The sequence below is a fragment of the Actinoplanes subtropicus genome, assembly GCF_000721705.1.
Classification (GTDB): Bacteria; Actinomycetota; Actinomycetes; order Mycobacteriales; family Micromonosporaceae; genus Actinoplanes; species Actinoplanes subtropicus.
Window position 1 is genome coordinate 1 of the sequence record NZ_JOJL01000026.1, and the last position, 25,163, is coordinate 25,163.

Genomic DNA, 25,163 nt, shown 5'->3' on the forward strand with positions numbered 1-25,163 from the left:
CCAAAGGAATCCAAGCCGGACCAAACCGGCCAGGGAAAAAACAAATTGGCACTGGCTTTACAAGCACCCTGTTGAGTTCTCAAAGAACAACCGCACCCGGGCCATCCCGCCCCGGAGCACTCGCTCAACTTTACTCTCGCTTTACCGCTCCGTCAAATCCCGGAAATTTCCCGGAAATGCGGAGCAAAAAGCTCAAGTCCCGCGAAACGACTCCGCGAACCATACACGATGATCCGCCGAGCGAATTCTTGGGGTTTCCGTCAGGACGGCCGCTGCGGCGACCCCGGAGGGCCCCTCGCGCTCGCCCGTCTCCCTGGCGGCTCGGAGAACGTTACAGGGTCCCCGGCTCCAGAACCAAATCGGCCCGCTGCGAGTCACCTCACAGCGGGCCGATCATGGAAAACCCTAAGAGACCTCGACGCCGGCGAACGACTTCTTGCCGCGGCGCAGCACCAGGAACCGGCCGTGGAGCAGGGCCGACGCGGGCGGCACCGCCTCCCCGTCGGTGATCCGCTCGTTGTTCAGGTACGCGCCGCCCTCGGCGATCGTCCGCCGGGCCTCGTTGGCGCTCGCCACGAGACCCGTCTCCTTCAGCAGGGCCGCCACGGGCGGGAGCTCACCCCGTACGGCAAGCAAGCCTGTCTCTGCCAACGCGGCGCGCAAGGTGGCCGCCGAGAGCGACTCCAGCGAACCTCGCCCGAAGAGCGCCTGGCTCGCCGTGATCGCCTGCTGCGCCTCCTCGGCGCCGTGCACCAGCGTGGTGACCTCCTCGGCCAGGGCGCGCTGGGCGAGCCGGGCCTGCGGGCGCTCCGCCGTCGCCTTCTCCAGCTCTTCCAACTCCTCGCGGGGCTTGAAGCTGAAGTAGCGCAGGTACTGGGCGACGTCGCGGTCGTCCGAGTTGATCCAGAACTGGTAGAACGCGTACGGGGAGGTCATCGTGGGGTCGAGCCAGACGGCGCCGCCCTCGCTCTTGCCGAACTTGGTGCCGTCCGCCTTGAGCACCAGCGGGGTGGTGAACGCGTGCACCGGGCCGGCCCCGCGGCGCCGCACGAAGTCGACGCCGGCGGTGATGTTGCCCCACTGGTCGGAGCCGCCGTACTGCAGGGCGCAGCCGTGGCGTACGTGCAGCTGGTAGAAGTCGTTCGCCTGCAGGAGCTGGTAGCTGAACTCGGTGAAGCTGATGCCGGTCTCGAGGCGGTTGCGCACCACGTCGCGGGCCAGCATCTTGTTGACCGGGAAGTGCTTGCCGACGTCCCGGAGGAACTCGATCACCGAGGTCGGGCCGGTCCAGTCCAGGTTGTTGACCAGCTCCGCGCCATTTGCCCCGTCGTAGGTGACAAATGGCGACAACTGCCCACGAATCCGGTCGACCCACCCTTCGATGACCTCCGGCGGATTCAGCGTCCGCTCGCTCGACTCCCGCGGATCGCCGATCTGGCCGGTGGCGCCGCCGACGAGCAGCAGCGGCTTGTGGCCGGCCTGCTGGAGCCGGCGAGCCGTCATCACCTGCATCAGGTGGCCGACGTGCAGCGAGGCGGCGGTGGGGTCGAAGCCCACATAGAAGGTGATCCCGGAGCCGTTGAGAGCTTCGGTGAGCGAAGCCAAATCGGTCGAATCCTGGATCAAGCCCCGCCACTGCAGGTCGTCTACGAGAGTCACACCCGCGATTCTCCCGCACCCGCCGGTGCGGCTCACACCGGGTTTCGCCATGCTGTAGGGATGAGTCGCCTGGGTAGCGCCACGTCGCCCGTCGAGATCTCGAAGAAGAAGGCCGAGGTCCGCCTCGAGGAGGCGCAGAAGCGCCTGCTCCGGCTGCGCCTGATTCTCGGCGGGCAGATCGGCGAGAAGCGCATCGGGCCGCCGCTCACCTGCGTCTTCGAGGGGTGGGACGCGTCCGGCAAGGGCGGGGCGATCAAGCGGCTGGTGACCCCGCTGGACCCGCGGCACGTGCGGGTGTCGCAGTTCGCGGCGCCCACCTACGACGAGAAGCGGCACCATTTCCTCTGGCGGTTCTGGCCGAAGCTGCCCGGCTGGGGTGGTATGTCGGTGTTCGACCGGTCCTGGTACGGCCGGGTGCTGGTCGAGCGGGTCGAGGGGTTCGCCACCGAGGAGCAGTGGAAGCGCGCGTACAACGAGATCGTCGAGTTCGAGCGGACCCTGGTCGCCGAGGGCATGATCATGGTCAAGTTCTGGATGCACGTGTCGCCGGAGGAGCAGTTGCGGCGCTTCGAGGACCGGGCGCACGACCCGCTGCGCACCTGGAAGCTGACCGACGAGGACTGGCGCAACCGGGACAAGCGCCCGCAATACGAGGCGGCCGTCGAGGAGATGCTGGAGCGCTGCGACCCGACCTGGGCCCCGTGGCACGTCATTCCCGGCGACGACAAGCATTACGCCCGCTTCGCCGTGGTCGAGGCGGTCTGCGACGCGGTCGAGGAGGAACTGACCAAGCGCGGCTTTCAGATCTGAGTCGCTCAGCCGAGGTCGTGCTCGGCCGGGTCGGTGTTGAGCACCCACGCCAGCGGCATGGTCGCCTGGACGGCGTATTTGTCGCCATCGAGGCGGTGCATGGTCACAGTCTGAGCCGAGTCTTGGTCGATCATCCAGTACTGCGGGATGCCTGCGGCGGCGTTTTCCTTGCGTTTGGTGACCGTGTCCACGCCCTCGGAGCCCGGGGAGACGATCTCGACCACGAGAAGGACATCGTCGACTGGAAGCCAGACCACGTCGGCCTGCGCCTTGCTCCAGACAACCAGGTCCGGAATGCGGCCACCGACACCGTTCGGTCGGGAATGCGTAGACCGACCGCCTGCGTGACCCGCTCAGCAGGGATCCCGGCTGCTAGCAGCCATGCCATCAGCCGCGTCGCGATGATGGCATGGACATACCCCGGGGGCGGCATGACCGAGAGCACTCCCTCGGGGCTTATCTCGTATCGGTGATGCTCGTCGGCGGCCATCATCGCCGTCAGGTCATCGAGCGTCACGACCGCAGGCATGTACCTGCCGACAGCCTCTGAGCTCATGAGCTCATCCTACCGATTCCGCCCCCCGCTTTCGTTGCAGGACAGCCCGGCGGCCCGGGACGGCCTGGAGTTGCTACGGTCCGGTCGGGTGCGGCGGGGGCGGTCGTTGTGCGGTTGGGGCGGCTCAGCCTCGTACGATATCGGCTTTTTATGGTCTTTGGGCTTGGTACGGCGGGAGGTTGAGGGCGGCTCGGATTTTGGACTGGACCTCTTCGGCCTCGGGGCGGGCGTCGATGTCGTGGACGAACTCCTTGCGGCGGAAGAGTTCGAGGACCGGGCGGGTCTTTTCGTTGTAGTCGCGGAGGCGGGCGTCCAGGGCGTCGGGGGTGTCGTCGGCGCGGGTGATCAGCTGGTGGCCGCAGATGTCGCAGCGGCCCTCCTCCTTGGGGCGGTCGGCGATCAGGTTGTAGTCCATGCCGCAGTTGGGGCACAGGCGGCGGCTGAGCACGCGGCGGCGGACCTCCTCCTCGGGCAGCTCCAGGTGGATGACGCCGTCGATGTCGTAGGACTCCATGAAGAACTCCGCCTGGCGGCCGTTGCGGGGGAAGCCGTCGATGACGAAGCCGTAGTTCCAGTCGTGCTGTTCGAGGCGATCGCGGACGACCGACTCGACCATGTCGTCGCCGACCAGCTCGCCGGCGTTCATCACGCGGCGGACCTGGGCGCCGAGCTTGGTGTGGTTCTGCACGTGCCAGCGGAAGATGTCGCCGACGGCGATGTGCACCAGGTCGAGGTCGTCGCAGAGCAGCTCGCTCTGGGTGCCCTTGCCGCTGCCCTGAACCCCCATGATCACGTACTTGCGCATCAGATCGCTCCGAGTCGTAGGGGGCCGGTCGCCGGCCGCCCGGTCAGCGTCGTCGGGTCAATGCTCCAGGCATCGGCCACCTTGAGCACGTCCATTTCGCCAACGAGAACTGTCGTTTCCTCGTCCAGTTCCGCGGGCAGGCCGGCGGCGCGCTCGGCCGGGCCGGGCTCGCCGTGCCAGGAGGTGATGTCGCCGGTCTGGCCGACGTAGCCGAACGCGCGGACCAGCTCGCCCTTGACCGCGCGCTGCCAGCGGTGCAGCTCGGTGACCCGATGGGTGGCGAAGAACTGCACCTCGGTGCCGAGCGCCTCGGACAGGGCGAGCACGTCATTGTTCTGCTGGAAGAAAATCCGCCCGGTGGCCAGGATCCAGTGGGTGTCGCGGGCGCCGGGCAGCGGCGGGGTCACCGCCACCCGGTCATCGGTCAGATAGGCCAGGTCGATGCCCTCGCGCCACGGGACCGGGCCCAGGTCGCGCAGGCCGAGGGCCTCGAGCACCGCGGCCGGGTCGTCGCCGGCGACCGCCAGCCACGCCTGCTTGCTGCCGAAACCCACCATGGCGTCGCTCATGGCATCAACGCTATCCGGCGGTCACGCCCAGCCGTACTCGGCGCGCAGTTTCGCGGCTACCTGGTCGAACCGGGGCCGGTCGAGGATCGCGCCCTCCCGGCGGATGCCGTTGCCGTCGATGTCGAGCACCCGGTCGAGGCGGATCCACGAGGGCCGCTGCTCGCGGTCCCAGGTGCCGGGGCCGAGCGCCATCCAGTTGTGCTGGCCGTCGCGCTGGTTCTGGCTGGAGAGCATGAGGCCGTAGACGTCGCGGCCGTGCCGGCCGACCACCAGCACCGGGCGGTCCTTGCCCTTGGAGGGGTCGTCCTCGTAGGGCACCCAGGTCCAGACGATCTCACCGGGGTCGGCGTCGCCGTCGAGCTTCGGGCAGTACTCCAGGTGGCGGCCGCTGCGGGGGCGGGGCAGGTGCCGGGGCGGGCGGGGTGAGCGCGGTTTCGCGGATCGGCGGAACAGCGAGCTGAGAATCTTGACCACGCAGGCACTCTAGGCGGATCAGTCGACGAAGTCCTGGGTCATCCAGGTGATGCCCCTGGCGTCGCGGACGATGCTCAGGCCGATCCGCTTGAAGCCGGTGTTCAGCAGGTTCTTGCGGTGGCCGTCGTTCGGCGGCTTCTCGGCGAGCATGCTGTCGGTCAGGCCGTTCGCGGCCGCGATGATGTCGGCGTCGCTGGAGCCGCTGGAGCCGTAGCCGATGTTCTCGCCGGCCGAGGTCCACTGGACGCCCTGGGCAGTGAAGCGCTCGCCGAGGCCGCTCTCGCCAGGGCACTGGTGCTCGAGGCCGCAGCCGTTGATCATCAGCTGGTTGTGCTTGGCGGAGGCCTTGGCGAGGCTGGTGTCCAGGGTCAGCGCGGAGAGGCCGGCGTCGGCGCGGGCGGCGTTGATGTGCTGGAGGACCGCGTCGAGGATCGCATCGCCGGTCTTCGGGACCGAGCTGGTGGCGGGCGGCTTGGTCGTCGGCTTGGTCGTCTTTCTCGGCGTGGTGGTCGTTTTGCGGGGAGCCGGGGCCTTTGTCGTGGACGGGGAAGGGGATGGGGAGGACGGGACGGGCGACTCGGCGACGGCCGGCGCCGACTCGCCCGGGGCGGGGGCGGTCGTCTGCAAGGCGGCTGCGGGCTTCGTCTCGGCCGTCGCGGAGGCGTGCCGGCTCAGGCCGATGACCGTGAACCCCGTCCCGATCACCACGGCGGTGGCGCCGGCCACCATCGTGTAGCGGAGACGGACGGCGGCGGACATCGACACGGGTGGACACCTTCGGCTCGCGGGCAGGGGACAGCGCCCGTCCACTATGGGTGCCGTCCCGGCCGCGTACCGGGCAGCTAAAGAGCCCTTAAGAGAACGATCAGGGAGATCTAACGAAGGCGGTCGAACTCCCCGTCGCGTACGCCCGCGAGGAAGGCCCGCCACGCGCCGGGAGCAAAGGTCAGCGTGGCGCCGTCGCGGTCCTTGCTGTCTCGTACGGCCACGACGCCCGGAAGGTTCACCGCGACCTCGACGCAGTCGCCACCGTTGCCGCCGCTGCGGGCGCTCTTGTGCCAGACCGCACCGGTCAGGTCACTCATCACTCTCCTTGATCACCGCGTGGATCAGGGCGTCCGACTCGTCCTCGCTCAGGGCGACGTCCGAAAGATCTACCCAGATGGACTCGTAGGTATTCACCTCGGTAACTTTGTCGAGGTAGAGGGCGCCGGTGAGGCTCTCGCAGTAGATCGTGGTGGGCTCCGGCGGCGCGGCACCGACGGCCGGGAAGTCGAGGATGGTGAATTGGCCGGAACTGGCCGCACGATGCGGACCGGCCGCGAACGGAATCACCCGGACCCGCACGTTCGGCCGGGTGGAGACGTTGACCAGGTGGGCCAACTGCTTGCGCATGCCGAGCCGGTCGGGAATGGCGCGGCGCAGCACGCCCTCGTCGAGCATGACCTCGAGCCGCGGCGGCTCCGGCAACTCGCGGGTGAGCAGGGACTGCCGTTCCAGCCGGACGGCGACCGCGTTGTGCACGCCGGTCGCGTCCTTGCCGAGCCACTTCGCGAAGACGAACTCGGCGTACTCCCGGCACTGCAACAGACCAGGGACCAGATTCGGGGCGTACGCGCGAAGCCGGCCGGCCGCCTGCTCCATGCCGACGTACAGCTCGAACCAGTCGGGCACCACGTCGCCGTACGCGTGCCACCAGCCCTTCGCCTTGGACTCCTGAGCCAGCGCGATCAGCACCTCGGTCATCTGCCGGTCGGCCTGATAGACGCCGCACATCGCGATCACGTCGTGCTTGCGGACCGGAACCTCGCCGTTCTCGATCCGGTACATCCGGGCCCGGGAGAACTCGAGCTCCTCGGCGGCGGCCATCAGCGAGATGCCGGCCTGTTCGCGCAACTGCCGCATGAGCCGGCCCACCTGACGGCGCGGAACGGTCGACCCGGTGTCGGGCATGCTCTGTCCCTTCCGAGAATCCCTGCGCGGGAATCCCAGTGGGACACAGAGTAGTTGCTTGATCGCTCCTCGTGAAATCCCATCGGGGCCATGATCCTCATAGGATGGTCCTCATGACGGACAGGTTCGACTCGGGAGTCGCGCACCCGGCCCGGCGCTACAACTACTGGCTGGGCGGCAAGGACAACTTCGCGGCCGACCGGGAGTCGGGTGACCTGCTCGCCAAGGCGTACCCGGCGGCCCGGATCGCGGCCCGCGCCAACCGGGCCTTCCTCCGGCGGGCCGTGCACCACCTGGCCGCCGACGCCGGCATCCGCCAGTTCCTCGACATCGGCACCGGCCTGCCGACCGCCGACAACACGCACGAGGTCGCGCAGCGGGTCGCCCCGGCGGCGCGGATCGTCTATGTCGACAACGACCCGATGGTGATGGCGCATGCCCGCGCGCTGCTGACCAGCACCCCCACCGGCGAGACCCGGTACGTCGAGCAGGACCTGCGCAACCCGGAGAAGATCCTGGCCGAGGCGTCGATCCTGGACCTCGCCCGGCCGGTCGGGCTGATCCTGGTGGCGGTCGTGCACTTCCTGCCGTCCCAGGAGCAGGCGCGGCAGATCGTGCACACCCTGCTCGACGCCCTGCCCTCGGGCAGTCGCCTGGTGATGTCCTGCGCCACCACCGAGTTCCTGACCCCGGAGCTCAGGGCGAACTGGGACGAGTCGCTGCGCACCGGCCGGTCGGACGTCCACCCGCGGACGCGGGCCGAGTTCGAGGAGTTCTTCGCCGGGCTGGAGATCGTCGACCCGGGCGTGGTGGCGGTCAGCGAGTGGCGCCCCTCCTCCGCGGAGAACGAGGAGCGCGCCACCCCGGTCGAGGCGTCGATCTTCGGTGCGGTCGGGGTAAAGTAGCCGGTGGATTACGCCTGGCTGGACCTGCCCGCGACCGAGGTCGACTCCGCCGCCCGGCTCCTGCTCGGCTGGCGGCTGACCGCCCACGGCGTCACCGTGCGGCTGACCGAGGTCGAGGCGTACAGCGGGCTCGGTGCGGATCCCGCGAGCCACGCCCATCGCGGGCTGACTGCTCGGAACGCGGTCATGTTCGGGCCGGCCGGCCGGTTGTACGTCTACCAGATCTACGGCATGCACTTCTGCGCGAACGTGGTCTGCGGCGAAGTGGGCCGGGCGGCCGCGGTCCTGCTGCGGGCCGGCGAGGTCGTCGACGGCCTCGAAACGGCCAGGCAACGCCGCCCGGCGGCTCGCAACGATCGCGATCTGGCGGCCGGCCCGGCGAAGTTGATGCAGGTCCTGGCCCTGGACCGATCGGCCAACGACACCTCGGTGATCGACGGGACGGGGCCGGCTTTGTTGACCGCGCCGCCGGCGCCCCCCTTGAAGATCAACAGCGGACCGAGGGTCGGCGTCACCTCGGCGCACGACGTGCCCTGGCGGTTCTGGATCGACGGCGACCCCACGGTCAGCGCATATCGGCGGCATGCGCCCCGGAAAGTGTCAACGCCGAGGCCCCCGGGCGGTTAGCGTCGGGGGTGATGATCCCGCAACGGCTGCTGGTGGTTTGCAGCGCGATGTGCTCCGCCGGGATGCTGTGGTCGGCGGCGCTGATCGCGGGCTTGCTCGCGGGCGTACGCCTGATGCCCAGCCCTGTGGCGGTCGGCATCGCTGCCGTGCTGACCGTGCCCGGCGCGATCGCCGGCGTGCTCGGCAACCGCTGGTACTACCGGACCACCCGCCCGCGCCGCGCCTGGAGCCTGACCTCGTGGGTGCCGCCGAACGTGCCGCACTGGGCGTCGATGCTGGCCGGCGCGGTGTTCTTCGGCTTCTGGCTGGCCGTGGTGGTGGCCTTCGCCGGCCTGGACGGCAACGCCGAGATGCGCGACGGCCAGTACGTCACCTCGCACAACGGCCGCCGCACGGTGATCGACCAGGCCGACTACGACCGCCAACTGGCCCAGGAACAGCAGATCTCCCTCGGCGTCCTGGGCGCGATCGCGGTCGGCGGGACGTTCCTGACGGGCGCGGTCCTCACCCACCACGCGGCGCCGGAGCCGACCCACACCCAGTCGGCGGGGCTGCCGCTCGCGTGAGGGCCCGGGCCGCCTCGATCACCGTGGCTCGGCGGCGAGCGAAGGCGGCCTCCTCGGTGGGTTCGTCCAGCACCAGCCGACAGGTGCGGGGCACCGCGAAGTTCCACGAGACCAGGCCCATGATCGTGAAGAGCAGGTCCTGGGCGGCGCGGACCCGGGTCTCGCCGCCGGCGAACCTGCGGGCCTTGGCGCGGAACGTGTCGCGGCGCTCGGCGTCGGTCTCGTCCGGCTCGTCGTAGGTCTCGAGGGCCTCCCAGAGCAGCAGGCGGATCAGCTCGGGGTGCTCGCGATGCCAGTCGAACAGCCGGCCGACCGACTCGCCGACCGCGTCCGGATCCACGTCGACGATGTCGCCGACCTCCGCCAGTTTCGCCCGCACGACCGCCGCGAACAGCTTTTCCTTGCTGCCGTAGTACAGGTAGATGGCCTGCTTGTTGGCCCGGGCGGCGGCCGCGATCCGGTCGACGCGGGCGCCGGCCAGGCCGCGCTCGGCGAACTCGTCGGCCGCGGCCAGGAAGATGCGGCGCCGGGTGTCTTCCGCGTCATAGGGCATGCGCCAATTAAACCAGCCGGTTGACATCGGTCGCAGGAGCGCGATAAAACAACTAGATGGTTTATTCTCCTGGCAAACCCGTCCCTTCCCGTACGCCGTTGCCGAGCGCCCTGGCCGGCTCCACCGCGTTGCTGATCGGCGGCAGCTCCGGCATCGGTCTGGCGGCCGGCGTGCTGTTGCGCTCGGTCGCGGCTCGCGTGGTGCTGGTCGGGCGCGATCCCGCCCGGCTGGCGGCCGCCGTTTCCCAGCTCCGCGCCGAGCGGCCCGCCATGGCGGCGGGCGACGGTTCCGCTCCGGGCCTTGCGGGCGACGGTCCCGCTTCGAACCTTCCGGGCGACGGTCCCGCGTCGGGCCTTGCGGGCGACGGTCCCGCGTCGGGCCTTGCGGGCGACGGCTCCGCGTCGGGCCTTGCGGGCGACGAGGCTGTCCTCGGCGTGGTGGGCGACGGTGGTGACGAGGCGACGATCGCCGCGGCCTTCGAGCGGGCCGGCCACGTGGATCACGTGTTGGTGACCGCCGGTGGATTCAGTGGCGCCGGGCCGCTCACCGAGCTGTCCGCCGACGACATCCGCGGCACCGTCGACTCTCGTCTCTGGCCGGCATTCGCCGTGGCCCGCGCCGCCGCGACCCGGCTGCCCGCCGGGGGATCGCTGACCTTCTCCTCCGGCATTCTCGTGCTGCGCCCGGGGCCCGGGATGACGGCGCCGCTCTCCCTCATCGGCGCGGTGGAGACCCTGACCCGGGCCCTGGCCGTCGAACTGGCCCCGGCACGTCTGCGGGTCAACGCCGTCCGCTACGGCCGGATCGACACCCCCCTGCTGCGCTCGCTGCCCGGTCACGGCTCCGACGACGAGATAGCCACGGCCGGCGCCACCACCCCGCTCGGCCGCTTCGGGAGCGCTTCGGAGGCCGCCGCGGGCGCGCTGTTCCTGATGGCCAACAACTACGTGACCGGCCAGATCATCACGGTCGACGGCGGCGAAACCCTCAACTAGGGCGGCAGTCGGCGCGTCCGCGGGCAGTCGGCGAATCGGCGGCCGGCGGACAGCCGGCGCGGCCACGGACGGCCGGCGGGCAGTGGACGGAAAGCGGGCAGTCCGCTGGGCACGGGCAGTCCGCTGGGCACGGGCAGTCCGCTGGGCACGGGCAGTCCGCTGGGCACGGGCAGTCCGCTGGGCACGGGCGGGCGCGGGGCAGTCCGCTGGGCGCGGGGCACTCCGCTGGGCACGGGCAATCGGCTGGGCGCGGGCGGCTGGCGGGCAGCGCGCAGCGCGCAGCGAAGCCCGGCGTGGTGGCACGGCGGGGCCGGGCTCGCCGCGTACCGGAAAGGTCAGGTTCGGCTGGCGCCTGCTTCGGGGCCGGCCAGGCGTTGGGCGAACCAGACGGGGAGGACCGACAGGACGATCAGGATGGCGGCTACCACGTTGACGACCGGGGCCTGGTTGGGGCGGAACAGGTTGTTGAAGATCCAGATGGGGAGGGTGGTGATGCCGGGGCCGGCGGTGAAGGTGGTGACGATGATTTCGTCGAAGGACAGGGCGAAGGCGAGCAGGCCGCCCGCCAGCAGGGCCGAGCGGATCAGCGGGAACGTCACGTAGCGGAACGTCTGGCCGGGGACGGCGCCCAGGTCGGCCGACGCCTCCTCGAGGTTGGTGCCGGTGCGGCGGAGGCGGGCCAGCACGTTGTTGTAGACCGTGACCACGCAGAAGGTGGCGTGGCCGACGATCACCGAGAACAGGCCCTTTCCCACTCCCAGCGGCTCGACCACCGAGCGCCACGCCGAGTCCAGGGCGATGCCGGTGACGATGCCGGGCAGGGCGATCGGGAGCACGATCAGCAGGGACAGGGTGTCGCGGCCGAAGAACTTGAAGCGCTGGACGGCGAACGCGACCATCGTGCCGAGCACCAGGGCGATCGCGGTGGCGCCGAGGCCGGCCTCGACCGAGGTCCACAGGGCGTCGCGGGCGCCGGAGTTGTCCCAGGCCGAGGACCACCAGCGCAGGGTGAAGTCGTGCGGGGGCCAGCCGAACGTACGGTCGCCGTTGAAGCTGTTGATCAGAACCAGCATCAGCGGGGCGTAGATGAACCCAAGGCCGGCGCCCATGAAGACGCGCATCGCCCAGCGGGCCCATGGCGACAGCGTCACAGCTCCTCCAGGGCGCCCGAGCGGCGGACCGCGATCAGATAGATGACCATGATGACGACCGGGACGGTGGCCAGCGCGGCGGCGAAGGGCAAGTTGTTCGCGGCGCCGATGTTGGCGTAGACCACGTTGCCGATCATCTGGGTCTTGCCGCCGACGATCTGGACGGTGATGTAGTCGCCCAGCGAGAGCGAGAACGTGAAGATCGAGCCGGCGAAGATCGACGGGATCAGGATGGGCAGCACGATCGCCCGGAATGTGCGCCAGGCGCGGGCGCCCAGGTCGGCCGACGCCTCCAGCATCGAGTCGGGGAGCCGTTCCAGGCCCGCGTAGATCGGCAGGATCATGTACGGCAACCACAGGTAGGACAGCACCAGGATCACCGCGAACAGCCCGTAGCCGGGGCCGTGCCCCGGGCCGCCCAGCACCCAGTCGATCGGGCCGCCGTTGGCCAGCAGGACCCGCCACGCGTACGCCTTGACCAGGTAGCTCGCCCACAGCGGGGTGAGGATCGCGATCACCAGCCAGTGCCGCGACCGCGGCGAGGCGACCTTGGCCATGAAGAACGCCATCGGCACGGCCAGCACCACGCAGATCGCCGTCACCGCGGCGGCCACCCCGACGCTGCGCAGCGTGACGTTGCGGTAGACCGCCTCGGCGAACAGCGTCCGGAAGTTGTCGAGGCTGACCACCTTGACCAGGTCGCCGGTGAAGCCGTTGACGCTCCAGAACGCGGAGACCAGCAGGACGGCGAGCGCCCCCAGGTAGGCGACCACGAGCCACAGCACGGGGGCCGAGAGCAGCGCGGTCAACCGTACCCGGGGGTGCCGGTGGAGAAAGGACCCGAGGCTCATCCCTTGATCGTCGTCCAGGCCTGGGTCCAGGCCGAGTAGTCCTTGCAGGTCACGTCCTTGCGACCGTCGAGGCACTGGGCGATCGGGGTGGTCCAGTACCAGACCTTCGAGAAGTAGTCCTCGTCCTGGGCGTGGAACGTGGTGCAGAAGTTCTTGTCCGAGGTCTGGTCGCAGGCCAGCTTGTTGGCCGGCGCCTCGCCGAACCACTCGGCGACCGCGGCGTTGGCCTTCGGCGAGATGATGTGGTTCATCCACAGGTAGCCGCAGTTCGGGTGCTTGGCCTTCGACGAGATCATCCAGGTGTCCGACCAGCCGGTCGCGCCCTCGCTCGGCAGGATCGCCTGGACCGGCGCCTTGTCGGCCTGGGCTAGGTTGGTGATGATCTGCCAGGTGGTGCCGAGGACCGAGTTGCCGGCCTTGAACGCCTGGACCTCCTTGGTGTAGTCCGACCAGTACTCGCCGATGTTCTTGTTCTGCGCGGTGAGCAGGTCGGTGGCCGCCTTGAACTGGGTGTCGTCCAGCGCGTACGGGTTCTTGATGCCCAGTTCCGGCTTGGTCTTCATCAGGTAGAGCGCCGCGTCGGCGAGGTAGATCGGCGAGTCGTACGCGGTGATCTTTCCCTTGTACGGGGACGCCGGGTCGAACACCGAGCCCCACGAGGTCGGCGCCGGCTTGACCACGTCGGTCCGGTACATCAGCAGGTTGGCGCCGCGGCCGTGCGGGATGCCGTAGGGCACGCCGTCGACCGAGTTCCACTGCTTCATCTTCAGCCCGTCGAAGACGTCCTGGTAATTCGGGACCAAAGAAGTGTTCACCGGAGCCACGTCACCGCCGTAGATCAGCCGCAACGAGGCGTCGCCGGAGGCCGAGACCACGTCGTAGTCGCCGGTCTTCATCAGCGTGACCATCTCGTCCGAGGTGGCCGCGACCTTGTTGTTGACCTTGCAGCCGGTCTCCTTCTCGAAGTCGTGCACCCAGTCGACCTTGGGGTCGTTGGAGCCGTCCTCGACGTACCCGGCCCAGGAGATGATGTTGACCTGGCCCTCGCCGGCGCCGAGCGACGCCAGCTTGTCGATCTTCGGGACCGAGATGCCGCCCGGGCCGCTGCCCTTGCTGCTGCTACTGCCGCCCCCGCAGCCGGCGAGCACCAGCATGCCCGCCGCCAGCGCCGCCGTAAGGATTCTTCCGCTATGGCGCATCCGTATTCTCCTTTGCACCGGGGATCTCGATGACGTGCTCCTCGAGCCAGGTCAAATGGACCGGCTTCCCCCGCAGTTCGGCCAGCGCCGCGGTCCCGGTGCGCTGGTTCTGCTCGACGACCGTCATCCGGGCGCCGGCATCAAGATCGACGACGTAGCGCGTGACCGGCCCGGCGTAGATCACCTCGGCGACGATGCCCGGAATACCGGTTTCGCTGAGCGAGATCTTTTCCGGCCGTACGGAATATGTCCCTCTTTTTCCGACAAGCGCGACTGCCACCTCGCCGGTTAAAAGGTTGGAAGTCCCGACAAATCCGGCAACGAAGGGTGTGGCCGGCTGCTCGTACACCTGCTCCGGGGTGCCGACCTGAGCGATCCGACCGGCGTCGAACACCGCGACCCGATCGCTCATCGTCAGCGCCTCGTCCTGATCGTGCGTCACGAAGACGAAGGTGATCCCCACATCGCGCTGGATCTGCTTGAGCTCCACCTGCATCTGCTCCCGCAGCTTGAGGTCGAGCGCCCCGAGCGGCTCGTCGAGCAACAGCACCTTGGGCCGGTTCACCAGCGCCCGCGCGAGCGCCACCCGCTGACGCTGACCCCCCGACATCTCGCTGGGCTTGCGGGATTCAAAACCTTCCAGCCGTACGGACGCCAGCGCATCGACCGCACGCGCGCGCCGGTCCTTGCGCCCGACCTTGCGCACCTTGAGCCCGTACTCGACGTTCTCCAGCACGGTCATGTGCGGGAACAGCGCATAGTCCTGGAAGACCGTGTTCACGTCGCGCTCGAACGGCGCCAACCGGGTCACGTCCCGGCCGGAGAGCGCCACCGTCCCCGCGGTCGGCAACTCGAAGCCGGCGATCATCCGCAGCACCGTGGTCTTGCCGGAACCGGACGGCCCGAGCATCGAGAAGAACTCGCCGTCGGCGATCTCCAGGTCGATCCCGGCGACGGCCTCGACCGCCCCGAACGACTTCCGCAACCCGGTCAGCTCGATAGCGGGGGTGGTCATGCGCTCACCATCACGAATCGCAGCTCGGTCATCTCCTGTACGGCGTACGCCGGACCCTCCCGGGTGTTCCCGGCGTCGCGCAGGCCGCCGTACGGCTGCTGGTCGGCCCGGAACGTCGGCACCTGGTTGATCAGCACCCCGCCGAACTCCAGCTCGCGCGCGGCCCGCAGCGCGGCGCCGATGTCGGTGGTGAAGATCCCGGCCTGCAGCCCGAAGTCGCTGTCGTTGGCGAGCGCGATTGCCTCGTCCAGATCGGCGTACGGCGTCACGGTGATCACCGGGCCGAACACCTCCTGACGGTAGGCGTCCAGGTGGCGGGGCGGATCGGCGACCACGGCCGGGGTCACCATGGTTCCGCACCGCTCGCCGCCGGTCACCTCGGCGCCCGCCTTTCGCGCGTCGTCCAGCCACCGCTCGACCCGCGCGGCCGCCTCCTCGTTGATGAGCGGCCCGACCTCGGTCTCCTCGGCGAGCGGGTCTCCGACGTGGAGGGTCGCCACCGCGGCGCGCAGCCCATCCAACACTTTGTCGTAAATTTCGTGACTTGCCAGGACGCGCTGCGTGGAGATGCAGCTCTGCCCGGCGTACGAGAATCCTCCGGTTTTGATCGCCTTGATCACCCGGCCGAGGTCGGCGGACGGCTCGATGATCACGGGGGCGTTGGAGCCCAGTTCCAGCAGCACCCGCTTGTGCGGCGCGGCCTCCTGGATCCGGCGCCCGACCGGGACGCTGCCGGTGAAGGTGACCAGCGCCGGGCCCGGATGGGAGACCAGCGGCCCGCCGGCCGCCGCGCCGGTCCCGGTCACCACCGAGATCCAGTCGGCCGGCAGCCCCGCCTCGACCAGCAGATCGACCAGCCGGATCGCGGACAGCGGGGTCAGCTCGGCCGGCTTGAGCACCACCGGGCAGCCGGCCGCGATCGCCGGGCCGAGCTTGTGCGCCACCAGGTTGAGCGGGAAGTTGAACGGCGAGATCGCGGCGACCACCCCGATCGGGTACCGCAGCGCGAAGGCGAGCCCGTCCATCGGGATCACCTCGCCGCCGAGCTTGCGGGCCTCCACCGCGGAGTACCGGAAGGTGGCGACGCAGCGGGCCGCCTCGCCGCGGGCGTCCCGGATCGGCTTGCCGGCCTCCCGGGCGATCGTCACCGCGAACTCCTCGGTGCGCTCGGCCAGCAGCTCCGCCGCCCGCTCGAGCACCTCGGCCCGCCGCATCTGCGGGAAATCCCCGCGAGCCAGCGCCGCCTCGGCGGCCGCCACCGCCTCGGCGACGTGGTCGGCGCCCAGGGCCGGTACCCGGGCCACGGGCGCCCCGTCGAAGGGGCTGAGCACCTCGATCCACTCGTCGGCGCTCACCGCACGCCCACCGATCCGGGCCGGAATCTGCATCACGGAGACCTCCCGATCAGTCACGGCGTGTTGCAGCACACCGTAGGGGCACCGGCCGACGGTCGTAAATGGATGCCCGTCCAGTCCTTACCGGCTTTGGTTGTGCGGAAGTACAGTCCGCGGGTGACCCTGCGCCTCGCCGACGTGCTCGCCGACGCCGAGCTGAGCCTGCGCCTGGCCGACGGCGACCCGGCCGCGCTCAACCAGCCGGTGCGCTGGTGCGCGGTCACCGAGCTGGCCGACCCGCGCCCGTTCCTCACCGGCGGCGAGCTGATCCTGACCACCGGGCTGAGTCAGCTGGACGAGGCGGCCCAGCGACAGTTCGTGTCCCGGGTCGCCGACGGTCGGGCGGTGGGGCTCGGCTTCGGCATCGGGCTCACCCACGAGCGGATCCCGCCCGCCACCCTCGCCGAGGCCCGCGAGCACCGGCTGCCGGTGCTGGAGATCCCGTACTCGACGCCGTTCATCGCGGTTGACCGGTTCGTCGCCGACCGGGTGCTCGAGGAGCAGTACGGCCGGTTCGCCGACCTGCTCGACGAGCACGACACGCTGGCCCGGGCGCTGCTGTCCGGGCGCGGGCTGGGCGCGCTGATCGGCTCGCTGCACCAGATCCTCGGCGCCCCGGCCATGGTCGTCGACGTGTACGGGCGGGTGCTCGCCACCGCCCCGGCGAGCGCGGCCTGGCCGGTCGAGCAGATCCTGTTCGCCGCCCGGAACGGCCACTCCGGCGACACCCCGCTGGCGATCCCGGTGAGCGTGGAGGACACCGTCGTGGCGTACCTCTGCTGCCGGCGGCCCCGGCGGTCGGCGGACGTCCTCCCGTACGCCGTCTCGCTGGTGGGTCTTGAACTTGCCCGCCGTCAGGCGGAACTCGCCGGCAAGCGCCGGCTGGCCGGGCAGGTCCTGGAGGATCTGGTACGCGGGACGATCGGCGGCGCGGAGGCCGAGCGGCGCCTCGCCCCGTTCGGGATCCGCCCGGACGACGAGCACGCGCTGCTGGTCGCCACCGCCGAGAGCGCCCTGCGCAAACGCCTGGTCGCGAGCCCGCCGATGAGCGGCGCCACCACCGCGGTGCTGGAGGACTGCCTGATCGCGGTGCTCGAGCCCGGCCAGTCCACCCGGGAGGCCGCCCTGCTGCTGCAGGATTACCTGAACCGGCACGGCTCGGCGGTAAGGGTCGGCATCGGCGGCTGGTACGCGGGCATGACCGGGCTGCGGTGGAGCTACTACGAGGCGCACGAGGCGATGAACCGCGGGCCGGGCATCAACGAGCGCGCGCAGATGAGCCTCTCCGGGCTGCTGGTGGCCAGCGAGGACGTGCCGCTGCGCGATCTCGCCCACGAAGTGCTGCGGCCGCTGCGCGACTTCGACGCGGCGCACTCGGGGGCGCTGGTCGCGACGCTGCGCGCCTACCTGGACGCGGACGGCTCGGTGGCCGCGGTGGCGACCCGGCTGATCGTGCACCGCAACACGGTCCGCTACCGGCTGGAGCAGATCGAGCGGCTGACCGGCCGCTCGCTGGGCCGCACGGCCGACCGGGTGCAGCTGTGGCTCGCGCTCTCCGCCTCGGATCTACTGCGGTAGCCGTACGGTGACGGTCGTGCCGGTCGCCTCGTGCGAGCTGAGCGCGATGCTGCCGCGGTGCCGCTCGACCACCACCCGGCACAGCGCCAGCCCGAGACCCGAGCCGGGGATGCCGGTGTGCCGGGCGTTGCCGCCCCGGTACAGCCGGTGGAACAGCTTCGCCTGCTCGGCCGCCGGGACGCCGACGCCGGTGTCGGCGATGGTGAGCACCGCGGTCTCGCCGGCGTCGGCCAGCGAGACGGTCACCGCCGCGTCCGACGGCGAGAACTTGATCGCATTGCTGAGCAGCGCGTCCACCACCTGGCGCAGCCGGTCCCGGTCGCCGGGCACGGTCAGCTCGTCCAGCCGGTCGGCCGCCAGCGTGACGCCGCGCTCGGCCCGCGCCTCCCGGACCGCCGCGCCGACGAGCGCGGTCAGGTCCACCGGCGCCGAAGCCATCGGCAGGTGCCCGGACTCCAGCGCGGCGACGTCCAGCAGCTTGTCGACCAGGTCGCGCAGCCGGGAGCTGTTCCGGTGCACCACCTCGAACAGGTCGCGCACCTGGCCGAACGGGGTGTCGTCCGGGGTCTCCGCGATCAGGTCGACGTACGAGCCGATCGAGGTTAGCGGGGTGCGCAGCTCGTGCCCGGCCAGGGCCATGTATTCGTCGGTCACCACGGCCAGGTGCCGGGACAGCCCCTCGGCCCGCCGGTGCGCGAGGACCACGCCCATCATCGCGGCCAGCGCGGTCAGCAGCACGCCCAGCGCCGAGTCGGCCTCCTGGCGCGCCCGGGAGAGGAAGGTGATCGACCCGATCACGCGGTCGCCGCTGCGTACCGGGACCGCGCCGGCCGACCGGTAACCTTCGGCGGCCGAGATCGGCGGCAGGATCGGCACGTCCGAATTGCCCAGGTCGGGCACCCAGATCAGCTCGCCGTTCTGCCAGCAGCGGCCGACCAGGCCCTCGCCGGGGCCGAAGCTGGCCGGCAGCGACAACGGCGGATACCCGGCCTCGGCGTGCGTGGCGACCGGGTGCAGCCGCCCGGTGAGCTCGTCGACGAGCCAGAGCCACAGGTAGGACCAGCCGAGCGCGGTGCCGATCGCGGACAGGACGCGGTCGGTGACGTCGGCCGCGTCGGGGTCGGTGGCCAGTTCCCGCAGCACCGCGTTCTTGCAGTCCTCGTACTGCCGGGTGCGGCGGTGGGCGGAGATGTCCCGCGCGGCGCTGACCGCGGCGACGATCGCGCCGGTCTCGTCGCGTACCGGCCGGGCGGTGACGGTGTAGCAGCACTCCCGGCCGTCCGGGTCGGTCGCGAGCAGCGGCACGCCGTCGACGCTCTCGCCGCGCAGCGCCAGGCTCACCGGCGCGCTCACCGGCGCGCGCAGCGGCGCGCCCGGCTCGGCCACGCCCAGCGCGTCGCGCATCGCCCGGTTCGACAGGATCGTCCGGTTCGACAGGATCGTCCGGCCGGCCGGGTCGACCGCGATCACGCCGGTGTCCAGGCAGTCCAGCACGGCCTCGAGCAGCGCGCCGCTGGGCGGCGGCGGGGCGAGCGCGGCCAGGTGACCGCGCAGCGACTCGGTGAGCGCGGGCACGCTGAACGGCTTGGCCACCACGCCGACCGCGCCGGTCGAGGCCAGCCGCGGATCGCCGGGCAGCAGGTACGCCGTGATCAGCACCACCGGCGTGCCGGCCAGCTCGGGGTCGTCCCGGATCTTCGCGCACAGCTCGACGCCGTTGCGGTGCGGCATGTCGACGTCGGCGATGAGCAGGTCCGGACGGTATTTCCGGACCGCTTCCAGGCCCTGCACGCCGTCGCCGGCCACGATCACGTCGTGCCCGAGCCGGCGGACGACCTCCGCGATGACCTTCTGGTGATCGAGGTTGTCCTCGGCCAGTACTACTTGTGCCACGGCAACCATGGTAATCCGGACTAAACGGTCATTGGGAAAGTTGATAGATCATGGGTAGGTTGGCCGGAGTGACAGCCAACTCCCTCGGGCTGCGGTCCGAACGAGGTCCCGTCCTGGCCGCCGTCATGCTCTCCACCGCGCTGGTCGCCATCGACGCGACGATCATCGCGACCGCGGTCCCCTCGATCGTCAAGGACATCGGCGGCTTCGCCGAGTTCCCCTGGCTGTTCTCGATCTATCTGCTCGCCCAGGCCGTGTCGGTGCCGATCTACGGCAAGCTCAACGACCTGTTCGGCCGCAAGCCGGTGATCCTCTGGGGCATCGGGCTCTTCCTGCTCGGCTCGATCATGTGCGGGGTGGCCTGGGCGATCTGGCCGCTGATCGCCTTCCGCGCGGTGCAGGGGCTGGGCGCGGGCGCGATCATGCCGACCACCATCACGATCGTCGGAGATCTTTATTCCGTACGGGAACGGGCCAAGGTCCAGGGCTACGTCGCGAGCGTCTGGGGCATCGCGTCGGTGGTCGGGCCGACCCTCGGTGGCGTCTTCAGCGAGTACGTCTCGTGGCGGTGGATCTTCTTCGTCAACATCCCGCTCTGCCTGCTCGCCGCCGCGATGATCGGCCGGCGCTTCCACGAGAAGGTCGAGCGCGGCCACCCGGTGATCGACTACGCCGGGGCGGGGCTGCTCGCGGCCGGGCTGGCGCTGGTCATCCTCGGCGCGCTCGAGGGCGGGCAGGCGTGGGCGTGGACCTCCCCGGCCGGGATCGCGATCCTCGCCCTCGGTTTCGCCCTCCTGGCCGGGTTCGTGCTGGTGGAGCGCCGGGCCACCGCGCCGGTGCTGCCGCTGTGGGTGTTCCGGCGCCGGCTGCTGGTCACCAGCGGGCTGATCGCGGTCGGCGTCGGCGCGATCCTCTACGGCCTCAGTTCGTACGTGCCGACCTACGCGCAGGACGTGCTCGGCGCCGGGCCGCTGCTGGCCGGTTTCGCCCTCGCCACGCTGACCCTGGGCTGGCCGGTCGCCGCCAGTCAGGCCGGGAAGATCTACCTGCGCCTGGGCTTCCGCCGGTGCTCGCTGATCGGCACCGCGCTGGTCCTCGGCGGCTGCGCCCTGCTCCTGCTGCTCGGCCGCACCTCCGGGGTGGCGGTGGTGGCCACCGACTGCCTGATCGTCGGGCTGGGCATGGGCCTGACCGCGTCGCCGACGCTGATCGCCGCGCAGTCCAGCGTCGGCTGGGGCGTGGTCACCGCGAGCAACATCTTCCTGCGGTCGCTGGGCAGCGCGGTCGGCGTGGCGGTCTTCGGCGCGATCGCCAACGCCACGATCGGCGGCGGCCCGGTCGACCCGGCCACCCTGACCACGGCCGTGCACCGGATCTTCGTCGGGATCGCGCTGACCGCGGCCGTGCTGATCGCGCTGGCGCTGCTGATTCCGCGCTCGGCCGACAACGCGATCGCCGAGGGCACGCCGGCCGTGCGGGAGGTCGCCGCGGACTGACGGCGGCTCAGCAGTCGTCGGTGATCTCGAGGGAGTGATCCGCCTTGAGCAGCGCCATCGGATCCTCCGAGTCGCTCGGCTGCGGGGCCGCCTCCGGGCGGGTCGGAGCCAGCAGGCCCCGCTTGGCGGCGGCGCAGTCGACCCACGCCGAATAGTGCGTCGAGTTCCCGACCCACATGCCCCGGTCGCCGGCCCGCAGGTTCGCCGTCGCCGGGAACTCCCACGCGATCTGGTCGTGCACGGCGGCGAGCGGCCGGTCGGCGGCGGTGCCGGTGAACGCGTACACCCAGATGAAGTTGGTCGTCACCCGCAGCGTGCGCAGGCCGCCCGCGACGATCGACGAATAGGTCACCCGGCCGCTGACCCGCGGCTGCTGGTGCGGGTCCAGCTTGACCGACGGATCGATCCAGGTGGCGAACCGCGTGAACGACACCTCGTGGAACCACCGGGTCGCCTCGGCCCGCTGATCGGGCGCGAGCATCGCGATCAGCCGCGCGGGGTCGTGCCCGGTCAGCATCCGGTCGTCGAGCCGTCCCGCGATCATCGCGGCGCGCACCTGCATGAGGTCGGCGCCGACCTGCGCCGCGGTGAAGCCGGTGACCGCCGAGGCCACCGGCAGCGTGATACCGGCGGCGCCCCTCGGGTAGGTGGCGGCCGGCGTCCCGGCGAACGGATCCGTGGGGGCGGCGCTCTGCGTGCTGGTCGCGCCGATGCCGCCGGGCACGGTCGCGGTCGGATACGCCCCGACGTCCGTGCCGCGCCGCTTCGCGAGCATCGGCGGCACCGCCAGCGCGAGCAGCCCCGCCACCAGCACTCCGGTCAGGATCCACGGCAGTTTCCGGGCCACACCGCGCCAGCCCTGCGTGCGACGGACCCGCCGCTCGGTCTGCTCGGCCCAGTCGGCCAGCTGCGCAAACGGATCCGGTGTTTCCTGCTCTGCCATGACCCCCCTATGTCGACGGAGATCATTTCAGCACCGCTTCGCAACGTCCATACCGTGATCGGGACGCAGCAATTCGGCCGGGCCGGTCGGCCGGTCGAGGCCCTCGACGCGGACCGGGGCCAGCAGACCCCGCTCCGCCGCCGCGCAGTCCGTCCAGGCCAGATAGGACCGGGTGGTGCCGACCCACATGCCGGTGGGTGGGAAGTCCCAGGACACCTCGTCGTGGACGGCCGCCACCGGATGGTCGGGGCCCGCGAACGCGTACACCCACACGAAGTTCGTCGTCACGCGGAGGGTGAGCCGGCCGCCGGCCCGGACCGACGCGTAGGTCACCCGGCCGCTGACCCGGGGCTGCTCGCGCGGGTCGAGCTTGACCGCCGGATCGATCCAGGTGGCGATGCCGGTGAACGCGGCGTCCTTGAACCACGCCGTCGCGGTGGCGCGCTGGCCGGGCGCGAGCAGCGCGATCAGCCGGGCCGGGTCGTGGCCGGTCAGCATCATGTCGTCGAGGCGGCCGGCGATCAGGGCCTTGCGCACCCGCTGGAGATCGGCGGCGACCTCGGTGGGGCGAAAACCGTCGACGGCCAGCGGCTTGGGCAGGGCGATCCCGGCGGCGCCCGCCGGGAAGGCATCCGCCGGGGTGCCGGCGAAGGGGTCCGCCGGGGTTGCGCTGAGCGTCGCGGTCACGGTGATCCCGCTGGTGACAACCGCTTGCCCGTACGCGTGGGAAGTCACCGACGATCTCCCGGCGAGCAGCCGGGGCACGGCCAGCGCCAGGACGACCGCCCCGGCCAGCCCGGCCACCATCCAGGCGGTCACGCGCTTCTGGCGTCTCGTCTCGCCCCAGGCCATGCCCTACAGTCTGATGTGGACCCATGGTTCCGGCGAAGCGTTTTGTCGGCGAAAGGGCGACGCGACCGGGGAGAGTCGCGCCGCCCCTCGGGGGTGGCGGATCAGGCCGCCACGTGGACGCCCTCGCTGGACGTCGACGCGACCTGCGCCCGGCTGGCCTTGATCAAGGCCAGCGCGATGAACGCCGCCACCCCGATCACCGCGGCGCTCACCCAGAACGCCACCGTGTAGCCGTGCACCACCGCGACCCCCTGCAGCGCCGGGATCTGCGCCTGCGACGTGGCGTGGTCCGTGAGGTAGCCCGCCACCGCCGACGTGAAGATCGTGTTCAGCAGGGCCGTGCCGAGCGAGCCGCCGATCTGCTGGGTCGTGTTGATCAGGGCGCTCGCCACGCCCGCGTCGTGGTCGGCCACCCCGACCAGTGCCGTGTTCGACATCGGGCCGAAGACCACGCCCATGCCGAAGCTGATGATGAGCTCGGCCGGGAACACGTGGCTCCAGAAGCCGGTGTCCAGCCCGATCCGGGTCAGCATGACCATGCCCGCGGCGGCCATCAGCATGCCGGCGAACATCAGGACGCGGGGGCCGACCCGGGTGAGCATCTGGGCCGAGAAGCCGGCGCCGAGGATGATGCCGACGGTGAACGGCAGGAACGCGACGCCGGTCTCCATCGCCGAGTAGCCCAGCGTGAGCTGCAGGTAGTAGGTGAGGAACAGGAACACGCCGAACATGCCGGCGCCGACCAGCAGGGCCGACAGGTACGAGCCGCCGCGGTTCCGGTCGAGGACGACGCGCATCGGCAGCAGCGGGTGCGACGAGCGCAGTTCGATGACGACGAACGAGACGAGCAGAACGCCGGCGGCGATCAGGAAGCCGATCGTGGTGGCCGAGCCCCAGCCGTCGCTGGCCGCCTTGGTGAAGCCGTAGACCAGCGCGACCAGGCCGGCCGACGAGGTCAGCGCGCCGGGCAGGTCGTAGCGGGTGTTGCCCTCGGCGCGGCTCTCGCCGACGAAGCGGACGGCGGCCAGCGCCGCGATGATCGCGATGGGGGTGCTGACCAGCAGCGTCCAGCGCCAGGAGGCGTACTCGGTGAGGACGCCGCCCATCAGCAGGCCGATCGCCCCGCCGCCGCCGGCGATGGCGCCGTAGACGCCGAACGCGCGGGCCCGCTCCTTGGCCTCGGTGAAGGTGACCGTGAGCAGCGACAACGCGGCCGGCGCCATGAGCGCGCCGAACGCCCCCTGCAGCGCTCGCGCGGCGAACAGGGTGCCGGCGTTCTGGGCGAGACCGCCGAGCGCGGAGGCCGCGGCGAAGCCGAGCAGGCCGATGATGAAGGCCCGCTTGCGGCCGGTGAAGTCGGCGATCCGGCCGCCGAGCAACAACAAACCCCCAAAGGCCAGGGTGTACGCGGTGACCATCCACTGCCGGTTCGCGTCGCTGATGTGCAGCGCCGTCTGGGCCGTGGGCAGCGCGATGTTGACGATGGTGGCGTCCAGCACGATGAGCAGCTGAGAGACGCCGATGACCGCGAGCGCCAGCCACCGCGAACCCGATTTTTCCGGTATATCGGGCGTAACGTGGGCGTCGCGGGACGACGAGGTGGAAATAGACACAGAGATCTCCCTAAAAGGGCACGAGGGCATCGCCGGTTGGCGCCGGCAAAGGGTGCGTACGGACTAGCGGGTCAGCAGCGGAAGGATGATGTCGTCGACGAGATGCGTGATGAAGGGCTCGTCGAGCGGTTTGCCGAGGGCGAAGCAGTGCATGAACAGCAGCGCGGGCACGATCTCGTCGATCAGCCGGGGGTCGTACCCCGGCCGGAGCTCGCCCCGCTCGGCGGCCCGCGCGCAGATGGCTTCCGCGAACGGCACCTTGGAATCCCGCATGCCGCGCAGCTCGGCGGCCAGCTCCGGATCGGTCTGCATGGCCATGAACAGACCGGCCAGGATCGGGCCCTCGCGACCGGTGATGGTCTCGCCGATCTGCCAGAACCACTGCGTCAGGTCGCCGCGCAGAGTGCCGGTGTCGCCGGGCGGCGGCTCGACCTCCTTGCAACAGTTGACCGCGTCGACGACCAGGCCGGCCTTGGTGGGCCAGTGCCGGTACAGGGTCGCCTTGCTGGCCTGGGCCCGCGCGGCGACGGCGTCGACGCGGAGCCCCTGGTAGCCCATCTCGCCGAGCAGCTCGTAGGTGGCCCGCAGGATCGCCTGCGCACGCTCCTCGTCGAGCTTGCGGGCACGCACGGCCGCGGCGACGGTGGTCTGCTCAGTCATGACATCCCCCCAACCGTGCGGCCATGCGAAACGAAACTGTTTCGTA

26 protein-coding genes are annotated in these 25,163 nt (G+C 70.7%); 7 read left to right on the plus strand and 19 right to left on the minus strand.

From position 1 onward, the window contains the following. Positions 1-405 precede the first annotated feature (405 nt). A complete protein-coding gene (tyrS, locus tag IH26_RS0132180) occupies positions 406-1,710 on the minus strand; it encodes a tyrosine--tRNA ligase (protein WP_051808901.1) in 1,305 nt (434 codons plus the stop codon). Positions 1,711-1,719: 9 nt separating this feature from the next. Here tyrS and IH26_RS0132185 point away from each other — a divergent pair, with 9 nt between their 5' ends. Next, entirely contained in the window at positions 1,720-2,469 is a 750-nt protein-coding gene (locus IH26_RS0132185; RefSeq protein WP_030440017.1) for a polyphosphate kinase 2 family protein, read from the plus strand. Between the two features lie 5 nt (positions 2,470-2,474). Here IH26_RS0132185 and IH26_RS63305 read toward each other — a convergent pair whose 3' ends face one another. From IH26_RS63305 to IH26_RS0132220, 7 genes are all read right to left on the minus strand, one after another. Next, the gene (locus IH26_RS63305; RefSeq protein ID WP_245665720.1) at positions 2,475-2,726 is read right to left on the minus strand and encodes a Uma2 family endonuclease; all 252 of its coding nucleotides are present in this window, start codon (positions 2,724-2,726) and stop codon (positions 2,475-2,477) included. Positions 2,727-3,173: 447 nt separating this feature from the next. Then, the gene (locus tag IH26_RS0132195; RefSeq protein WP_030440018.1) at positions 3,174-3,830 is read right to left on the minus strand and encodes an adenylate kinase family protein; all 657 of its coding nucleotides are present in this window, start codon (positions 3,828-3,830) and stop codon (positions 3,174-3,176) included. After that, complete coding sequence (locus tag IH26_RS0132200; RefSeq protein WP_030440019.1) at positions 3,830-4,399, minus strand: hypothetical protein; 570 nt, start codon at positions 4,397-4,399, stop codon at positions 3,830-3,832. The genes IH26_RS0132195 and IH26_RS0132200 overlap by 1 nt, the downstream gene beginning before the upstream one ends. 21 nt (positions 4,400-4,420) lie before the next feature. Next, entirely contained in the window at positions 4,421-4,873 is a 453-nt protein-coding gene (locus IH26_RS0132205; protein WP_084599225.1) for a type II toxin-antitoxin system PemK/MazF family toxin, read from the minus strand. A gap of 18 nt (positions 4,874-4,891) precedes the next feature. After that, positions 4,892-5,632 carry a CAP domain-containing protein gene (locus IH26_RS0132210; RefSeq protein WP_245665744.1) on the minus strand — a complete coding sequence of 247 codons (741 nt, stop codon included), beginning with the start codon at positions 5,630-5,632 and terminating at the stop codon, positions 4,892-4,894. A gap of 116 nt (positions 5,633-5,748) precedes the next feature. Further along, positions 5,749-5,958 (minus strand): DUF397 domain-containing protein, encoded by a 210-nt coding sequence (locus IH26_RS0132215; protein ID WP_030440022.1) that lies wholly within the window; start codon positions 5,956-5,958, stop codon positions 5,749-5,751. Continuing rightward, the gene (locus tag IH26_RS0132220; RefSeq protein WP_030440023.1) at positions 5,951-6,826 is read right to left on the minus strand and encodes a helix-turn-helix domain-containing protein; all 876 of its coding nucleotides are present in this window, start codon (positions 6,824-6,826) and stop codon (positions 5,951-5,953) included. Before IH26_RS0132220 ends, IH26_RS0132215 begins: the two co-directional genes overlap by 8 nt. Positions 6,827-6,939: 113 nt before the next feature. On the opposite strand from IH26_RS0132220, the gene IH26_RS0132225 reads away from it, so the two are divergent. The 3 genes from IH26_RS0132225 to IH26_RS0132235 are packed head-to-tail and all read left to right on the plus strand — an operon-like array spanning position 6,940 to position 8,924. Continuing rightward, complete coding sequence (locus tag IH26_RS0132225) at positions 6,940-7,731, plus strand: SAM-dependent methyltransferase (RefSeq protein ID WP_030440024.1); 792 nt, start codon at positions 6,940-6,942, stop codon at positions 7,729-7,731. A gap of 3 nt (positions 7,732-7,734) precedes the next feature. After that, positions 7,735-8,358: a DNA-3-methyladenine glycosylase gene (locus IH26_RS0132230; protein ID WP_030440025.1), complete on the plus strand. Its 624-nt coding sequence runs from the start codon at positions 7,735-7,737 to the stop codon at positions 8,356-8,358. Positions 8,359-8,369: 11 nt separating this feature from the next. Further along, positions 8,370-8,924 carry a hypothetical protein gene (locus tag IH26_RS0132235; RefSeq protein ID WP_051808903.1) on the plus strand — a complete coding sequence of 185 codons (555 nt, stop codon included), beginning with the start codon at positions 8,370-8,372 and terminating at the stop codon, positions 8,922-8,924. Here IH26_RS0132235 and IH26_RS0132240 read toward each other — a convergent pair. Further along, a complete protein-coding gene (locus IH26_RS0132240; protein ID WP_051808905.1) occupies positions 8,863-9,477 on the minus strand; it encodes a TetR/AcrR family transcriptional regulator in 615 nt (204 codons plus the stop codon). The genes IH26_RS0132235 and IH26_RS0132240 overlap by 62 nt on opposite strands. Positions 9,478-9,533: 56 nt before the next feature. Between IH26_RS0132240 and IH26_RS58550 the strand changes: the two genes are divergently transcribed. Further along, complete coding sequence (locus tag IH26_RS58550) at positions 9,534-10,472, plus strand: SDR family oxidoreductase (protein ID WP_034216435.1); 939 nt, start codon at positions 9,534-9,536, stop codon at positions 10,470-10,472. 335 nt (positions 10,473-10,807) lie between these two features. Here IH26_RS58550 and IH26_RS0132250 read toward each other — a convergent pair whose 3' ends face one another. From IH26_RS0132250 to IH26_RS0132270, 5 genes are read right to left on the minus strand one after another with little or no spacing between them, the layout of a single operon-like run. Continuing rightward, positions 10,808-11,623 carry an ABC transporter permease gene (locus IH26_RS0132250; protein WP_030440029.1) on the minus strand — a complete coding sequence of 272 codons (816 nt, stop codon included), beginning with the start codon at positions 11,621-11,623 and terminating at the stop codon, positions 10,808-10,810. Continuing rightward, the gene (locus tag IH26_RS0132255) at positions 11,620-12,474 is read right to left on the minus strand and encodes an ABC transporter permease (protein WP_030440030.1); all 855 of its coding nucleotides are present in this window, start codon (positions 12,472-12,474) and stop codon (positions 11,620-11,622) included. The genes IH26_RS0132250 and IH26_RS0132255 overlap by 4 nt, the downstream gene beginning before the upstream one ends. Further along, entirely contained in the window at positions 12,471-13,673 is a 1,203-nt protein-coding gene (locus IH26_RS0132260) for an ABC transporter substrate-binding protein (protein ID WP_030440031.1), read from the minus strand. Before IH26_RS0132260 ends, IH26_RS0132255 begins: the two co-directional genes overlap by 4 nt. Further along, positions 13,663-14,688, minus strand: coding sequence for an ABC transporter ATP-binding protein (locus IH26_RS0132265; protein WP_030440032.1), 1,026 nt, complete (start codon positions 14,686-14,688; stop codon positions 13,663-13,665). Before IH26_RS0132265 ends, IH26_RS0132260 begins: the two co-directional genes overlap by 11 nt. Continuing rightward, positions 14,685-16,076, minus strand: a complete 1,392-nt coding sequence (locus tag IH26_RS0132270; protein WP_030440033.1) for an aldehyde dehydrogenase family protein — start codon at positions 16,074-16,076, stop codon at positions 14,685-14,687. The genes IH26_RS0132265 and IH26_RS0132270 overlap by 4 nt, the downstream gene beginning before the upstream one ends. 123 nt (positions 16,077-16,199) lie before the next feature. Here IH26_RS0132270 and IH26_RS0132275 point away from each other — a divergent pair, with 123 nt between their 5' ends. Then, entirely contained in the window at positions 16,200-17,660 is a 1,461-nt protein-coding gene (locus IH26_RS0132275; protein WP_030440034.1) for a PucR family transcriptional regulator, read from the plus strand. Here IH26_RS0132275 and IH26_RS0132280 read toward each other — a convergent pair. Then, positions 17,649-19,553: an ATP-binding protein gene (locus IH26_RS0132280; RefSeq protein ID WP_169789856.1), complete on the minus strand. Its 1,905-nt coding sequence runs from the start codon at positions 19,551-19,553 to the stop codon at positions 17,649-17,651. The two genes, IH26_RS0132275 and IH26_RS0132280, sit on opposite strands and share 12 nt — an antisense overlap. 68 nt (positions 19,554-19,621) lie before the next feature. Between IH26_RS0132280 and IH26_RS0132285 the strand changes: the two genes are divergently transcribed. Beyond that, entirely contained in the window at positions 19,622-21,049 is a 1,428-nt protein-coding gene (locus IH26_RS0132285) for an MFS transporter (RefSeq protein ID WP_211268791.1), read from the plus strand. Positions 21,050-21,056: 7 nt separating this feature from the next. On the opposite strand, the gene IH26_RS56330 is transcribed toward IH26_RS0132285, so the two are convergent. From IH26_RS56330 to IH26_RS0132310, 4 genes are all read right to left on the minus strand, one after another. Then, positions 21,057-21,992 (minus strand): hypothetical protein, encoded by a 936-nt coding sequence (locus tag IH26_RS56330; RefSeq protein WP_051808910.1) that lies wholly within the window; start codon positions 21,990-21,992, stop codon positions 21,057-21,059. A 27-nt stretch (positions 21,993-22,019) separates the two neighbouring features. Continuing rightward, positions 22,020-22,844: a hypothetical protein gene (locus IH26_RS0132300; RefSeq protein ID WP_157437501.1), complete on the minus strand. Its 825-nt coding sequence runs from the start codon at positions 22,842-22,844 to the stop codon at positions 22,020-22,022. Positions 22,845-22,945: 101 nt separating this feature from the next. Further along, entirely contained in the window at positions 22,946-24,457 is a 1,512-nt protein-coding gene (locus IH26_RS0132305) for an MFS transporter (RefSeq protein ID WP_245665722.1), read from the minus strand. 63 nt (positions 24,458-24,520) lie between these two features. Then, positions 24,521-25,117 (minus strand): TetR/AcrR family transcriptional regulator, encoded by a 597-nt coding sequence (locus tag IH26_RS0132310; protein ID WP_030440040.1) that lies wholly within the window; start codon positions 25,115-25,117, stop codon positions 24,521-24,523. Positions 25,118-25,163: the final 46 nt, after the last annotated feature.